The organism is Scrofimicrobium sp. R131, assembly GCF_040256745.1.
GTDB classification, from domain to species: domain Bacteria; phylum Actinomycetota; class Actinomycetes; order Actinomycetales; family Actinomycetaceae; genus Scrofimicrobium; species Scrofimicrobium appendicitidis.
Map to the genome: position 1 here is coordinate 210424 of NZ_CP138335.1, position 14265 is coordinate 224688.

General features: G+C 66.4%; 17 protein-coding genes. 8 read left to right on the top strand and 9 right to left on the bottom strand.

The features are described from left to right. The first annotated feature begins 57 nt into the window (after positions 1 to 57). Genes SAC06_RS01030 through mnhG form a run of 6 tightly spaced genes read left to right on the top strand, consistent with a single transcriptional unit; the run spans position 58 to position 6413 of the window. Positions 58 to 2871, top strand: coding sequence for a Na+/H+ antiporter subunit A (locus SAC06_RS01030; RefSeq protein WP_350258367.1), 2814 nt, complete (start codon positions 58 to 60; stop codon positions 2869 to 2871). Then, positions 2871 to 3314: a Na(+)/H(+) antiporter subunit C gene (locus SAC06_RS01035; RefSeq protein WP_350258368.1), complete on the top strand. Its 444-nt coding sequence runs from the start codon at positions 2871 to 2873 to the stop codon at positions 3312 to 3314. The genes SAC06_RS01030 and SAC06_RS01035 overlap by 1 nt, the downstream gene beginning before the upstream one ends. After that, entirely contained in the window at positions 3311 to 5071 is a 1761-nt protein-coding gene (locus SAC06_RS01040) for a Na+/H+ antiporter subunit D (RefSeq protein ID WP_350258369.1), read from the top strand. Before SAC06_RS01035 ends, SAC06_RS01040 begins: the two co-directional genes overlap by 4 nt. After that, positions 5064 to 5666 (top strand): Na+/H+ antiporter subunit E, encoded by a 603-nt coding sequence (locus SAC06_RS01045; RefSeq protein WP_350258370.1) that lies wholly within the window; start codon positions 5064 to 5066, stop codon positions 5664 to 5666. The genes SAC06_RS01040 and SAC06_RS01045 overlap by 8 nt, the downstream gene beginning before the upstream one ends. Next, entirely contained in the window at positions 5653 to 6090 is a 438-nt protein-coding gene (locus SAC06_RS01050; RefSeq protein WP_350258371.1) for an MrpF/PhaF family protein, read from the top strand. Before SAC06_RS01045 ends, SAC06_RS01050 begins: the two co-directional genes overlap by 14 nt. Then, the gene (gene mnhG / locus SAC06_RS01055) at positions 6087 to 6413 is read left to right on the top strand and encodes a monovalent cation/H(+) antiporter subunit G (RefSeq protein ID WP_350258372.1); all 327 of its coding nucleotides are present in this window, start codon (positions 6087 to 6089) and stop codon (positions 6411 to 6413) included. Before SAC06_RS01050 ends, mnhG begins: the two co-directional genes overlap by 4 nt. Here mnhG and SAC06_RS01060 read toward each other — a convergent pair. From SAC06_RS01060 to SAC06_RS01085, 6 genes are all read right to left on the bottom strand, one after another. Beyond that, positions 6410 to 6610, bottom strand: a complete 201-nt coding sequence (locus SAC06_RS01060) for a DUF3073 domain-containing protein (RefSeq protein WP_350258373.1) — start codon at positions 6608 to 6610, stop codon at positions 6410 to 6412. The genes mnhG and SAC06_RS01060 overlap by 4 nt on opposite strands. Before the next feature lie 122 nt (positions 6611 to 6732). Continuing rightward, positions 6733 to 7131, bottom strand: coding sequence for a DUF3618 domain-containing protein (locus SAC06_RS01065; RefSeq protein WP_350258374.1), 399 nt, complete (start codon positions 7129 to 7131; stop codon positions 6733 to 6735). Beyond that, positions 7128 to 7580 carry a phage holin family protein gene (locus tag SAC06_RS01070; protein WP_350258375.1) on the bottom strand — a complete coding sequence of 151 codons (453 nt, stop codon included), beginning with the start codon at positions 7578 to 7580 and terminating at the stop codon, positions 7128 to 7130. The genes SAC06_RS01065 and SAC06_RS01070 overlap by 4 nt, the downstream gene beginning before the upstream one ends. Positions 7581 to 7629: 49 nt before the next feature. Beyond that, positions 7630 to 8742, bottom strand: coding sequence for an ABC transporter ATP-binding protein (locus SAC06_RS01075; RefSeq protein ID WP_350258376.1), 1113 nt, complete (start codon positions 8740 to 8742; stop codon positions 7630 to 7632). A gap of 20 nt (positions 8743 to 8762) precedes the next feature. Next, positions 8763 to 9776 carry an aldo/keto reductase family protein gene (locus SAC06_RS01080; RefSeq protein ID WP_350258377.1) on the bottom strand — a complete coding sequence of 338 codons (1014 nt, stop codon included), beginning with the start codon at positions 9774 to 9776 and terminating at the stop codon, positions 8763 to 8765. A 54-nt stretch (positions 9777 to 9830) separates the two neighbouring features. Beyond that, positions 9831 to 10598, bottom strand: a complete 768-nt coding sequence (locus SAC06_RS01085; protein WP_350258378.1) for a tyrosine-protein phosphatase — start codon at positions 10596 to 10598, stop codon at positions 9831 to 9833. A 104-nt stretch (positions 10599 to 10702) separates the two neighbouring features. On the opposite strand from SAC06_RS01085, the gene SAC06_RS01090 reads away from it, so the two are divergent. After that, a complete protein-coding gene (locus SAC06_RS01090; RefSeq protein WP_350258379.1) occupies positions 10703 to 11536 on the top strand; it encodes a class I SAM-dependent methyltransferase in 834 nt (277 codons plus the stop codon). A 25-nt stretch (positions 11537 to 11561) separates the two neighbouring features. Next, positions 11562 to 11912, top strand: a complete 351-nt coding sequence (locus SAC06_RS01095) for a DUF2200 domain-containing protein (protein ID WP_350258380.1) — start codon at positions 11562 to 11564, stop codon at positions 11910 to 11912. Between the two features lie 10 nt (positions 11913 to 11922). Here SAC06_RS01095 and SAC06_RS01100 read toward each other — a convergent pair whose 3' ends face one another. The 3 genes from SAC06_RS01100 to SAC06_RS01110 all read right to left on the bottom strand — a co-directional run bounded on the left by SAC06_RS01100 (position 11923) and on the right by SAC06_RS01110 (position 14143). Next, complete coding sequence (locus tag SAC06_RS01100; protein WP_350258381.1) at positions 11923 to 12573, bottom strand: DUF5701 family protein; 651 nt, start codon at positions 12571 to 12573, stop codon at positions 11923 to 11925. Positions 12574 to 12593: 20 nt separating this feature from the next. After that, positions 12594 to 13199, bottom strand: a complete 606-nt coding sequence (locus tag SAC06_RS01105) for a TMEM175 family protein (protein ID WP_350258382.1) — start codon at positions 13197 to 13199, stop codon at positions 12594 to 12596. A gap of 83 nt (positions 13200 to 13282) precedes the next feature. After that, positions 13283 to 14143, bottom strand: a complete 861-nt coding sequence (locus tag SAC06_RS01110; protein WP_350258383.1) for a histidine phosphatase family protein — start codon at positions 14141 to 14143, stop codon at positions 13283 to 13285. Positions 14144 to 14265: the final 122 nt, after the last annotated feature.

The following is a 14265-nucleotide window of genomic DNA, read 5'->3' on the forward strand; positions in this document are numbered from 1 at the left end:
TTGGAGGGACGACGGCGGCCCGTCTGGCTGCCGACAGCCACTTCGAGGGGACCCTGAATGTTTTTCGTGCTCGGATTGCACCTTTTGGCAGCAATCTGCGCGCCCCTCCTGGTCCGGTGGTGGGGTCGACAGGCGTTCCTTCCCTTGGCGTTGGCCCCCCTCTCGGCGGTGGGGTGGGCGCTGGCCCACACCCAGCAGGCCTTTCACCAGCCGGTGGTAGAGCAGCTGAACTGGGTTCCCGCCCTGGGCTTGACCGTGGCTTTCCGCCTCGACGTCCTCTCCTGGTTGATGATGCTGATCGTCGGCGGGGTGGGGGCGCTGGTGATGGTCTACGCGTCGCGCTACTTCGCCCCAGACGCCCGCTCCCTCGGACGCTTCGCCGGGGTCTTCGTCGCATTCGCCGGCTCCATGCTGGGCCTGGTCACCGCCGACCACACCATGGCCGTCTACATGTTCTGGGAGTTTACGACGGTCCTGTCCTACCTGCTGATCGGCCACCACCATCAGCGCGGCCCCGCCCGCGCGGCGGCCCGCCAGGCGATCCTGGTGACCACCTCGGGCGCCCTGGCCATGTTTGCCGGTCTGGTCATGTTGGGCCTAGCCCCCGGCGGCTCCTTCCGCCTCTCCGAGCTGGTCGCGAACGCCCAGAGCGGCGTCCTGGCCACGCACTCTCCGCTGGTGGTGACCGCGGCCGTGCTGGTGCTGATCGGGGCGCTGACCAAATCCGCCCAATTCCCCTTCCACTTTTGGCTCCCGGGGGCGATGGCCGCCCCGACCCCGGTGTCCGCCTACCTGCACGCTGCCGCCATGGTCAAGGCGGGGGTGTACCTGGTCGCTCGCCTCACCCCCGGGTTTGCCGAGGTGCCGCTCTGGTCCCCGGTCGTGGTCACCTTCGGCCTGATCACCATGCTGATCGGCTCGTACCGGGCGCTGCGCCAGTACGACTTGAAGCTGATTCTCGCGTTCGGCACGGTCTCACAGCTGGGGCTGATGATGGCCGCAGTCGGGTTTGGCACCCAGGAGGCGATGGCCGCCGGCCTGGTACTGCTGGTGGCACACTCCCTGTTCAAATCGGCGTTGTTCCTGACCGTGGGGGCGGTTGAATCCTCCACCGGCACGCGCGACCTGCGCGAACTCTCCGGGCTGTGGCGGCACAAGCCGGTGCTGGCGATCGGGGCCGGAGTGGCCGCCCTGTCCATGGCCGGTCTGCCGCTGACCACCGGCTACCTGGGGAAGGAAGCGCTGCTGACCGACCTGCTGCACCGGTCCTGGCCGGTGCTGGTGATCGTGGTCCTCGGCGCAATGTTGACTCTGGCCTACTCGTGGCGGTTCTGGTGGGGGGCCTTCGCCACCAAGAGGCTGCGGATGGAGCGCCCGATCCAGCCGGTTTCCCCGATGATGCGGGTGCCGATCCTGCTGCTGGCGGCCGGGGCGCTGCTCGGCTTGGCTCCCGGGTGGTTGGAGCTGGTGGCCGCCCCGCCGGCGCAGGGCCTGCCCGGCTCGGTGCACCTGGCCTGGTGGTCAGGTTGGGGTCCGGGGTTGGCCACGCTGCTGATTGTGGCGGGAGGCCTGGCACTGATTCTGAACCGACCGAAGGTGGCCCGCTGGCAGCGGCAACTGGCCCCGCGAGGCGGGTTGGTGCGGGTCTACACCTGGTCGCTGGTCGAGCTGGAACTGGTGGCGGCGCAGGTGACCTCGCTGCTGCATCGCGGTTCACTGCCGGGCGAGTTGAGTACGATCTTCGTCACCATGGTGGTGCTGGCGGCGGTGGCTCTCACCCGGGTCGACGTGCCCTCGCAGCCGGTGGTCCTCTGGGACAGTCCGGTCCAGGCCGCCCTGGTGGTGCTGGCAATCGGGGCGGCGCTGATTGCCGCCCGCTCACTGCGACGAATGAAAGCGGTGCTGGCGCTGGCGGCCACCGGAATGCTGATCACGCTCCTGTTTGCCACTCAGGGCGCGCCCGACTTGGCCCTGACCCAACTGGTGGTGGAAGCCGTCTCCATCGTCGTCTTTGTGCTGGTGCTGCGAAATCTGCCCCCCTACTTCTCGAAGCGTCCGCTGTCCCTGTCCCGCTGGTGGCGCGGGCTGGTGGGCGCCAGCGTCGGCGTGGTGGTGGCGGTGGGCGGCTGGGTGGCGGCCGCCTCGCGAATTCACGAGCCGGTGTCCAACCTGATGCCGGAAGAGGCCCTGGGTTTTGGCAACGGGCAGAACGTGGTCAACGTGATTTTGGTGGACATGCGCGCCTGGGACACCGTCGGCGAGCTGTCCGTCCTGCTAGTCACCGCCACCGGGGTGGCCTCGCTGATTTATTTGAAGTCGCGCAGCGGGCAGATTGATAAGGCTCCACCCGCGGCGCTGGCGGAAGGACAGTACCTCCCCGGAGCGGCCGCGCTCAAACCGCAGGACCGGTCCCTGGTGCTCGAGGTGGCCACCCGCGTCCTCTTCCCGGCCATGCTGGTGCTGTCGATCTGGCTGCTGCTGGTGGGCCACAACAACCCGGGTGGCGGCTTTGCCGGCGGGGTGGTGGCGGGCCTCGCGTTTGTTTTGCGCTACCTGGCGGGAGGTCGGTTCGAGCTGGGGGAGGCGATGCCATTTCCGGCTGGGCGTCTGCTCGGATTTGGCCTGTTCGTGGCGGCGGCCGGCGGGGCGGCTCCCCTCCTGTTTGGGAACGCGGTCCTGCAGTCAACTCCGGTCGACTTGACCTTGGGGCCGCTGGGCGACCTGCACTTCACCACCGCCATGATTTTGGATATCGGCGTCTACCTGCTGGTGATCGGCTTGGTGATCGACCTGGTGTCAGCGCTGGGGGCCGAGATTGACCGGCACAATGAGGCCTCGCGGCCAGTCCCGTTGGAACGGAGGATCCTCTGATGCCCTCACTGGCCATGCTGCTCTTGGCCGGTGCCCTGGTGGGCACCGGAGTTTACCTGGCGCTTGAGCGAACCCTGACCCGCGTCTTCATTGGGCTGTCCTTCATCACCAACGGGGTGAACGTCCTGATTCTGGCGATGGCCGGTCCGGCCGGGTTGCCGCCGCTGCTGTGGGGGGACTGGGGTCAGATTGCGGACCCGCTGCCGCAGGCGCTGATCCTCACCTCGATTGTCCTGTCGCTCGGGACGACCGCCTTCGGGTTGGCCCTCGCCTACCGCTCCTGGCGCCTGACCGGTCACGACGAGGTGGTTGACGACATTGAGGATCGTCGCCTGGCACGACTGGCCCAGCGTCAGCGGCGCCGGGGTGAGGATTACGGCGTTGAGGGAACTGAAGATCCCGGGGTTGACTACGACCGGTCGTCGGAGGGGAGTGACCAGTGAACCTCCTGCACGAGTGGAACTGGCTGCTGCCCCTGCCGGTGCTGATCCCCCTCCTCTCCGCGGGCTTGGCGTTGGTGGTGGGTCGACGTCCCCGCCTGCAGCAGCTGATCTCCGTCACCGCGCTGGGGCTGAGCCTGGTCATCGGGGTGATCCTGGTGCTCGGTGCGGCGGTGGCCCCCATGGCTCTCGACGTGGGTTCCTGGGCTGCCCCGATTGGGATCACCCTGGTGGCCGACAAGCTTTCGGCCCTGATGCTGCTGATCTCGCAGGTGGTTACGCTGGCGGTGCTGCTCTACACCGTGGGCGAGAACTTCTCGGATTCTTCCCCCAACGCTCCGGTAGCGATCTACCATCCGACCTTCCTGATCCTGGTGGCCGGGGTTTCCAACGCGTTCCTGACCGGCGACCTGTTCAACCTGTATGTCGGGTTTGAGATTCTGCTGGCAGCCTCTTTTGTCCTCATCACCCTGGGTGGCACCCGCGGCCGGATTCGGGCGGGCACGGTCTACGTGGTGGTCTCGCTGGTTTCCTCCGCCATTTTCCTCACCGCCATCGCCCTGGTATACGGCGCGGTGGGCACGGTGAACCTGGCTCTGCTGGCGGAGCGGCTGCCGGAGATCGACCCCGGAACCGCCCTGCTGCTCCAGTCACTGCTGCTGGTGGCTTTTGGAATCAAGGCGGCGATCTTCCCGCTGTCTGCCTGGCTTCCCGACTCCTACCCGACCGCCCCCGCTCCGGTGACGGCGGTGTTCGCAGGCCTGCTGACGAAGGTGGGGATTTACGCCCTGATTCGGCTGCAGTTCCTCCTGTTCCCGCAGAACCCGCTGACAGACCTGCTGGGGGTGCTCGGCCTGCTGACCATGCTGGTTGGGATCCTGGGGGCGGTGGCCCAGGACGACATCAAACGTCTGCTTAGCTTCACCCTGGTGTCGCACATCGGCTACATGGTCTGGGGGATTTCGCTGGCCACCCCCGCCAGTTTGGCGGCCGCCATCTACTACGCGCTGCACCACATTCTGGTCCAGGGTTGCCTGTTCCTGATCGTGGGCCTGATTGAGCGACACTCGGGCACCACCTCGGGTCGGCGCCTGTCCAACCTGGCCCGAACCGCCCCGGTGACCGCGATCATGTACCTGATCGTCGGCTTCAACCTGGTCGGCGTCCCGCCTTTCTCCGGGTTCATCGGCAAGCTGGGCCTGGCGGAAGCTTCGGTGCAGGTGGGGACCCCCATGGCCTGGGCGCTGCTGGCCGGCGGTTTGGTCACCTCGTTCCTGACTCTCTACGTGGTGGTCAAGTTCTGGAATCGCGCCTTCTGGCAAACCCCGGATTCGGGTTCTGAGCTGGCCATCAACTACGAGCAGCGGGAGCACCTGTCCGGGCGGGAGGAACGCCGCCTGCGCCGGGCCGTCCGCGCGGCCCGAACCCAGCGCCGAGCCTACCGCCTGACCGAACTGTCCCGAACCGAAGGGGAACGCGGGGCCGGGCACTCGAACCCAATCATGTACGGGGCTGCGATCGGCCTGATTGTCGTCCAGTTGGGGATGGCCTTCGGGGCCGGCCCGATCTACGGTTATGTCACCGAGGCGGCCCGCGAGATTGTCGGCGGCGACGTCTACGTCGAGGCGGTGCTGGGGACGACCGGCCGGGGCGAGGGAATCTCCAACGACGTGGGCACTCCCGCAACCCCGCCCTGGGAGACCGACCCGGCCCCGTCGGTTCCGGTCCCCCGTCCAACCGAAGGGAGTGGCCATGACTGAGTCCCGGACTCGCCCCACTCCGGCCCAGCTGCGCGCACACCGCCAGGCGCTGGCCAATCGCCGTCCCCGGCTGCACCTGGCCCTGGACCTAACCATCTGGCTCCTGTTCGTCTGGATGGCAGCCTTTGGGTCCCTGGAGCCGCTGGCTTTGATCGGCGCGCTACTGGCGGCGGTGGCCGTCCAGTGGCTGTTTCCGCTGCCGAACCGGGCGGGCATCTACCAGGTGCACCTGCTTTCCCTGGTCTGGCTGATTCTGCGGTTCATTTGGGATATGGCGCGGGCCGGCCTGCACGTGGTTTGGCTGATCATCGCCAACCCACCTAGGCACGACGCCATCTTGCGGATCCAGGTTCGCACCTCCGTCCCCGAGTACCTGGCGTTGCTGGTGGCGATGACCACCCTGGTTCCCGGCACGGTCGTGGTGGAGGTCAAAGCGAAAGAACGGGTCCTCTATCTGCACTGCCTGGACGTCGAGGGGCAGGGTGGGCTGGAGGCGTTGCGGGCCAACACGTTGGCGCAGGAGGCCCGGATTCTGCGGGCGGTGGCGCCGCGTGAGTTGCAGCGGGAAGTGGGGGTGAGCCGTGGACGCGGTTGAGATTATCTACTGGGTGGCAGCCGCGCTGTTGCTGGGGGCGGCGCTGTTCACCCTGCTGCGCCTGGCTTGGGGGCCAACCACTTTGGACCGCGCCCTGGCCGCCGACCTGCTCACCTCGGTAGCCATCGCCCTCACCGTCCTGGTGATCGTCTGGTGGAACCGGGCCGACCTGCAGGTGCTCCTGGTGGTGTTTGCCCTGACCGGCCTGTTTTCCTCCACCACCATCGCCAAGTTCATCGGGAAGGAAAGCAAAGTGCGAGGGGAACCGCTACCTTCCGCCCAGGTTGAGCAGTTCGAGGCGAAGCTGGCCGAAGAGGAAGCCTGGCTGGAACGGCGCCTGCACCTGGGCCGACACGGGACGGTGGAGACGACCGGACCGGAGCGCTCCGGCGACTACGCCGAAACCACGGAGGAGGAACAATGACGCTGCTCGGTGCCATTTTGATCCTGGTCGGAGCGTTCTTCACCCTGGTGGGGGCGGTGGGGCTGTTCCGCTTCCGTACGCTTTACGCCCGGATGCACGCCGCCACCAAACCGCAGATGTTGGGGTTGCTGTGCCTGCTGTCGGGATTGGCGCTCACGATCCGCACCTGGCAGGCCGTGTTGGGATGCGTGCTAATCCTGGCGATCCAGATGGTGGCGGCCCCGGTGGCTTCCCACCTGATGGGTCGCAGCGCTTACCGCCAGGGGCTGGCCGACGGGCCAGAACTGGTGGTTGATGAGTTGGCGGCAGACACTGACGACTAACGTCGGTCGGAGTCGTCCCAATCGTCGACGTAGTACTTGTCGTCAAAGTCCTCGTCCAACTCCTCAAACTCCTCGTTGGAGTCCTCCGGATGACCAGAAAGCTCGCGCTGTAAAGCGTCGAGATCAGTCTCTGGACTGAAGTACTTTAGTCGCCGAGCGACCTTCATCTGCTTCGCCTTTTGACGGCCGCGCCCCATGGCGTCGACCCCCTCTTACTCTTGCGGGTCCGTTAGACGGTCCCCTGGTTTCACCAAATCTGTCGTGGGGCCATTCTAGCCTGTCCGCAAATATATTCGCCATTCCCGGACGGGTGGTGACCCTAACCCTGTGCTGTGCCGATGGAGAACTCGACGCTTCCCGGGGCGTGAACCTTGCGCAACTGCCGGACAAACCGGCGCCACTCACGTCGCTCACGAGCCCGTCGTGTCTGACGGGCCACACAGAAACCGGTGGCAACTCCCGCGGCGGCCACCGCTCCCGCCGCGATCAGCACGCGCTTGATCGCTTCCCGGTCACCGTGGCGGGCCGCCTCGACCGTGTCCTGACAGTCCTGCTTGAACTGGTCGACCCGGTCGCGAACCGACTGCTTGGCATATTCGATTTGGACGGCCGGTTGCGCCTCGTGCGCCAGGGCCTCCATCGTGGCGGACAAACTGGTGCGGGCATCGTCAATCTGCTGCTTCAGCTGGGCTTCCAGCACTTTTTCCGACTTGCTCATTTGCCTAGACCTTCCTTGACCGCATCGACATTAGCCTGGATTTCCCCACCCACGTCGGGCACGTCTTTGGTGCCCCGGTTGATCAGCAGGGCGCCCACCGAAATAAGGAGAATCATCAGCAGCAGGATGATCCCCAGCGTGATCAGGGAGGCGGCCCAGGCCGGCACGATCAGCAGGAACAGCATCTCGATCGTGCGGAAGAACCAGAAGATGAAGTAGAAGAGCAGAATCAGACCGACCACGGCCAGGCCCGCGCCCGCCCCGAACTTCTTGGCGGCCTTGGTTACCTTCAACTTGGCCAGTTCAATCTGGGTGGTCAGCAGGGTTTTGGCCTGATCGAATGCGAGGCTGACCAGCCCAAACAGGCTGGCGCGCTCGGGGGGCTGGTTGAGGGCATCGGCGATTGCCTCTTCCCCCAGCAGGGTCTCGTTTGGTCCTGACTGTGTCATGGAGGTCCCTCCCTCTGGCCGGCGGCTGCCCCGAGCAGCCAATCAATGGTTATAGTGTGTCACGTTCGGGCTCGCTTTGCGGCCCGCTTGTCCGCTCGGAGGGCTCCTCCAGGATTGAACCGCCCAGGCCTTCCAGGATCTGGCGGGCCTGATCGACCACGTCGGCCGCTTTCGGGGTGAGGGGAGCGGGAGGGGCAATGTCGTCCAAGCTCAGCCGTGCCAACTCCAACTCGGTGGGAATATCCGAGATCACGGTCTCCACCTCGTTCTCGCTGAGGGGGACGAGGCGGGGGGCGTCGGCCTCGTCGAAAACGGCGGGAGCGGGCGCTTTTTCCGCGGCGTGGTGGGCCGGTTTTGGAGGTGGGGTCGGCCCGGTCTCGTTGGCCTCACCCAGCTCGCGGAGCGCCTCGAGGACGTCATCGCGACTGGGGTGCCAGAGTTCCCCGACCACCATTCCGTCGCCGAGGAAGATCACCCGATCCGCCCACGCAGCCGCGTCGGGCTCGTGGGTCACCATCACCACGGTCTGAGAGAATTCATCAACCGCGGTCCGCAGGAACTGCAAAACGTGCAGGGTGGAGCGCGAATCCAGGTTCCCCGTGGGCTCGTCCGCAAAGACGACGGCGGGGGCGGTCACCAGCGCCCGGGCGCAGGCCACCCGCTGCTGCTGGCCGCCGGACAGCTCGGCCGGTCGGTGGGAAAGCCGATCCCCCAACCCGACTGCTTCTACCACCGCGTCGAGCCGACCCGGAGGCAGCTTCATCCCCGCGATGTCCGCCGGCAGGGTGATGTTCTCCCGCGCGGTCAGGGTGGGAACCAGATTGAATGATTGGAAGATGAAACCCAGGTGTTCGCGGCGGACGCGGGTCAGCTGACGCTCCGACATGGTCGTCAGCTCCTGCCCGTCGAGGATCACCTGGCCGCTGGTGGCCGAGTCGAGTCCGGCCAGGCAGTGCATCAGGGTGGATTTACCCGAGCCGGACGGGCCCATGATCGCGGTGAATCGGCTCCGCTCGATCTCCAGGTCCACCCCGCGCAGGGCGGTCACTGCCGCCTCGCCCTTGCCGTAGACCTTCCGGAGGCCGCGGGCCTTCACCACCGGCTCTGAGAGTTGGCCCGGTGGTTGGGGGGCGCGCAGCACTGTCGAGCTGGACCAGGTCATACTTCCTCCGTCGCGATGAACTAGCAGGGGCGCGAGGCCGGGGACACGGTGTAGGTGTCCTGCTGGTCCAGGTTGGCCACCGGCTCGGTGATGCTGGCGATCTGCTCCATCACTTCCACCGGGATGGACACCCCCGAAGCGCGGACGGTGTCCTCCAGTTGCTCGGGACGGGACGCTCCCACCAGGGCCGCGGAGACGTTCGGGTTCTGCAGGACCCAGGCAATGGCCAGCTGAGCCAGAGTCAGGCCCAGCGAGTCCGCAATCGGGCGCAGCTGCTGGACGGCGGTGAGGGTCTGGTCGTCCATGAACTTCTGGATGAACTTGGACTCAGCCACCTGGGCGGTGGCCCGGGTCCCCTCCGGGGCCGGCTGGCCGGGCAGGTACTTGCCGGTCAGGACACCCTGAGCCATTGGGGACCAGACAATCTGGGTCATCCCCAGTTCCTCACAGGTCGGAATCACTTTGGCTTCAATGACCCGGTGCAGCAGCGAGTACTGCGGCTGGTTGGTGACCAGCTGAATGCGCAGCTCCCGGGCCAGCTGGGCGGCCTCCCGGATCTGCTCGGCGGTCCACTCGGACACGCCGATGTAGAGGACTTTGCCCTGGCGCACCAGGTCCGCGAAGGCGACCATGGTCTCTTCGAGCGGGGTCTCGTAGTCGTAGCGGTGGGCCTGGTACAGGTCGATGTAGTCGGTGCCCAGGTTTCGCAGCGAATTGTGAGCGGAGTCCATGATGTGCTTGCGGGAGAGGCCGCAGTCGTTGGCCCCGCCGGGACCTGTCGGCCAGTACACCTTGGTGAAAATCTCCAGCGACTGGCGCCGCTGGCCGCGCAGAGCCTCCCCCAGGATCTGTTCGGCCGCCCGGTTGGCGTAGGCGTCGGCCGTGTCGAACGAAGTGATCCCCAAATCGAGGGCCTTGTGGACGGTGGCGATGGCCACCTCGCTGCCCACCTGCGAGCCGTGTGTAACCCAGTTTCCCAGGGTCACCTCGGAAACCTTGAACCCTGAACTTCCCAAATACCTGTATTCAACCATGCCCCCAGGTTACCGCTGGAGGGGGGAGTCGGACAGAGGAGCCGGCGGGTGTGGCTATCCGAGCACGCGCCGAAGCTGGTCGACATCCGCACCGGAAAGACCCGATTCCACCAGGTACTGGGCGGCGGTGCCGCTGTGTTCATCCACCCAGCTGAGTGCCGACTCGATCGCGTCCGGGGGAGTGGTGCTCACAAGTTTGATTACGGAGTCATCCACCGGCATCCCCTCGCGCGAAAGCCGGTCCAGCATCATCTGGACCCAGGCCCCCGCCAGGTACCGTTCGCTTTCGCAGTAGTTCGCCACCACTGCCTGCCGGTCGGTGCCCGCCAGTTCCAGCAACAGGGCGGCGGTGATTCCGGTCCGGTCCTTCCCGGCCGTGCAGTGCACCAGCACCGCCCCGCCGGTGCGGCTGACCCGCGCCACCACGGAGGCGGCCAGGGCAAACTGTTCGCCCGCCTGAGAGAGCATCGCCCGGTAGGCCTCAGCCAGCGGCGGCACCTTGGGGCGGGCCGCCAGTTCCTCCTCCAACTCGGTCAGTTCCCGCGGGTCGAGGGAACTGACCGTAATTGGGGCTTCAATCAGGTCGATCCCAGCGTTGGGTGGAAGGCGGTGGGGGCTGCGTTCCCGCTCAGCCTCGGAGCGCAGGTCCACGACGGCCCGAACCTCCAGCTGGCGGAGGGTGGCGATTCCCCGGTCAGAAATGGTGTCCAGAGCCGCCGAGCGGTAGAGGACGCCAGCATGAGTGCGCCCGCCACTAGCCAGGGGCAACCCGTCGACCCCGCGCGAGTTTGGCACTCCGTCAAACAGTGGTGTGACAGTCATTTTGGCAGTCTATCCGAGGAGCGGTGGCCGGGCCGGCAGAGTGATGGGTTCGATCATGTGCAGCGCGCCGAGACGGGCGTTGGCCCGGCTGGTACGGTGAGGAAATGAGTTCTGTTTCCCAATGGTTTGCTGACAATCAGAGCAACTGGAACGACCGCGCTGCGCAGCACGAGGCGGCCGGTTACGGGATTGCCGAGCTGGTGGCCAACCCCGATGCGGTCAGTTCGGAGCTGGCTCCCGACCTGCCCCGGTTCGGGTCCTTGACCGGCCGGGATGTGCTTCATCTTCAATGTCACCTGGGGACGGACACGGTGGGGTTCGCCCGCCGGGGTGCTCGCCGGGTGGTGGGGTTGGACCTGTCGGATGAGTCGCTGCGCCGGGCCGAGCAGATCACCCGTGCCTGCGGGGTGCAGGTCGAATACGTCCAGGCCAACGTTTACGACGCGCGCGAGGCGGTGCGGGGGCAGTTCGACCTGGTGTACACCTCCTTGGGGGTGCTTTGCTGGCTGCCCGACGTGGACCGGTGGGCCCAGGTGGTGGCATCGCTTCTGCGCCCGGGCGGACAGTTCTTCATCCGCGACGACCACCCGATGTTCATGACCGTGGGTGAGGACGTGAGCCAGGGCCTAAAAATTGAGTTGCCCTACTTCCAGCGGGAGCAGCCCTGCACCTGGGAGTCTGAGTACAGCTACATGCCGGTGCCCGAGGGCACACCCCCGCTGACCCACCGGCGAAACCACCAGTGGAACCACTCGCTCAGCGAGATTGTTACCGCACTGATCCGGGCGGGGCTGGTGATTGACGTGCTGGAGGAAAGCACCTGGTCGCACTGGTGCCCCTGGCCCGAGCTGATGGTGCGGGAGGCGGATGGGCGCTGGCGGCTCCGCGACAACCCCGACCGGCTCCCGCTGGAGTTTGTGATTGAAGCCCACCGATGAAAGTTCCCGATCGAAGGAGACCCCAATGAGCACTCCGCGCATCTACCGAATGACTTTCGCCTCGCTCTACCCGCTCTACCTGGCCAAGGTTGAGCGCAAAGGCCGCACCCGCGAGGAACTGGACCGGGTTATCTTCTGGCTCACTGGGCACGATCAGGAATCGCTGGCCCGCGAAATCGAGCGGGAAGTCGACCTGGAAACGTTCTTTGCCGAGGTGCCCCAGCTCAACCCGAACGTGCACCTGATCACCGGGGTGGTGTGCGGGGTCCGGGTGGAGGACATTGCCGACGACACGATGCGGAAGATCAGGTACCTCGACAAGCTGGTGGACGAGCTGGCCCGGGGCAAGAAGCTGGAGAAAATCCTCCGCCAGTGACCGGGCGCAACTAGGGCTGGGCCGGGTGGCGCGCAGCCGCGTGGGCAATCCCCAGCCAGGTGTGCCGGTTGTTCCACCAGCACCACCCCAGTTTGGGCGCGTTCTTCCGATCCGATCCGTCGCGGCCGGTGCCGTTGCTGATCCACAGGGCCGGCGTCCGCGAATCGTAGCCGCCGCGCGGGCGAGGCTTTCGGGAGCCGACGGTCATGAAGCAGTGGTTTCGCTCCAGCGTGTCCGGCTGCTGCAGCAACCAGAAGACGCCCTCTGCCGCCGTCAGGGGGACCCGGTTGGCGGCCACGATTTGCTCCCAGGCTTCGGCGGGGGAGGCGTTCTCAAACTCGTCTCCCCGCCTCGGATCCTCGAGCCAGTACCAGCCGTCCGGCAGGGTGATCGGCGAGGGGTCGAGGCCGGAAACCGGCACAAAGTCGGCCGTGTCGACGAAGTCCTCCACGATGAAGCCGCGCTGGCCCTCCCGGCAAATCAGCGGCACCAGCTCGTCCAGGTGAGTGCGGGCCGCCTCCGTTACCAGGAGGCCGGGAGCGGGCGAGCCGAGGGCCGTGGCCGCCTCGCGCACGGCGTCTGGGTTTTGCCCCAGGAGCGCGGGCACCCCCAGTTCGATCAGCCGCTCGGCCTGGTCAGCGGGAGGGGGAAGCGTCGTCATGGGCCACAGTGTAGCGGGGTTCAGCCGGCCAGTTCCCGGTAGGTGCCCTCAATCCGACGATCCGGGACAAACCAGAGGGCGGCCACGACGACGAAAGTGGTGAGGGCAATCCAGATGCCGATCCGGTCGTCTTCGACCAGGGTGGCGCTGATGATCCCCACCGTGTACAAAATCAGCGAGGTGCGGCTTTTCCAGTCGCGCCCAAGCGCCGCCTGCAGGACCGAACCCTCACCCTGGGAGTGAATGATGGTTCGCTGCAAAATCCGGTACGAGCTGGCGCACAGCAGCAGCACAATTCCGTAGACAATCACCGGGATCCGGGCAAAATGCATTCCGTCCATCCAGGCGGTGGCAAACGGAAGCAGGGAGAGGAAAAACAGCAGCGCCAGGTTGGCCCAGAGGACCCTCCCGGTCACCTTCGAGGTCAGCTTGAAGGTGTGGTGGTGGTTGATCCAGTAGATGCCGACATAAATGAAGGACAGCAGGTAGCTGAGCAGGCCGGTCCCGGCCGTGGCCCACAGGTCGGTGAGGGCGGCGCCGGATGGGACGTGGAGGCCCAGGACCATGATCGTGATGATGATGGCGAGGACCCCGTCACTGAATGCCTCCAGGCGATTGCTGGTCACACTTCCCCTCCAAACCGGTTGGCTCCCCTCTCAGGTGACAGCGTAATCGCTGCCGACCTCGGAGGGGAGCCATGTGCTGGGGGTTACCAGTCGGCCGGGTCGACTCCCGCTCGTTGGACGCTGAACTGGCCGTCGCGGTAGCTCAGCTCGGAAATGGAGGCGTTCCCCACCGATTCCCCGCCGTAGCCCTCCGGGTCCATCAGACCCAGCATGGTGGTGATGGTGCCGCCGTGGGACACGACCAGCACCGTCTCGCAGGCGTGCTCCTCTGCGGTGCGCGCCACCTGGGCGACGGCCTGGCTGATCCGCTGCTGGTAGGTGTCCCAGTCTTCCGCCTCGCCGCTCGGGTCCAGCTCGGCCAGGGTGTTCATCACGTCTTCCTCGCTGACCGAGGAGTACCAGTCCAGCGCGTCCGGGTTGCCCCAGAAATCGCCCGGGTCACTCTTCGACTCGTCAAAGGGGTAGCCCATCTTCTCCATGATCGGGAGCCACAGGTCCAGGTCGGAACCGCCATCGAAGCCGCCGTAGTTTTGCTCGCGCAGTTCGGGGACTGGAACCGGGGTCAGGTCGGAGCCTCCCTCCTCCAGGATCAGTTCGGCGGTCCGTTCCGCCCGGCCCAGGTCGGAGGTGAGGACCGCGGACAGTTCGGTCCCGGCCAGGGCTTGGCCGGCGGCGCGAGCCTGCTGCACTCCCTTTTCGGTCAGGTCGGTTTCGGACCAGCCGGACACCTCGCCGGCCACGTTGGCTTCGGTCTGGGCGTGGCGGACCAGCAGCACGGTCGTGTCGCAGCTGTTCGCGCCGCTCTGGTTGGATTGGGGGGCCTGGGCGGCCGGGGTGCTCTGCTCACCGGCGCCGCTCTGTGCTGAAGGGCCGGCGGTGCAGCCGGCCAGGGCGCCAGCCAGCAGGGCACCGGTCAGCAGCGCCGGCGCAATGGTCTTTTTCATCACTAGTCTCCTCAGGGTCAGGGCCAGGGTCGAGCAGGCGGATGTTCCGCCACTCGTGGTTCCAGGCTGGCTGAGGAGGGGAAGCGCCGGCCAATGCGGGATTTCCGGCTGAGCGGAAACCC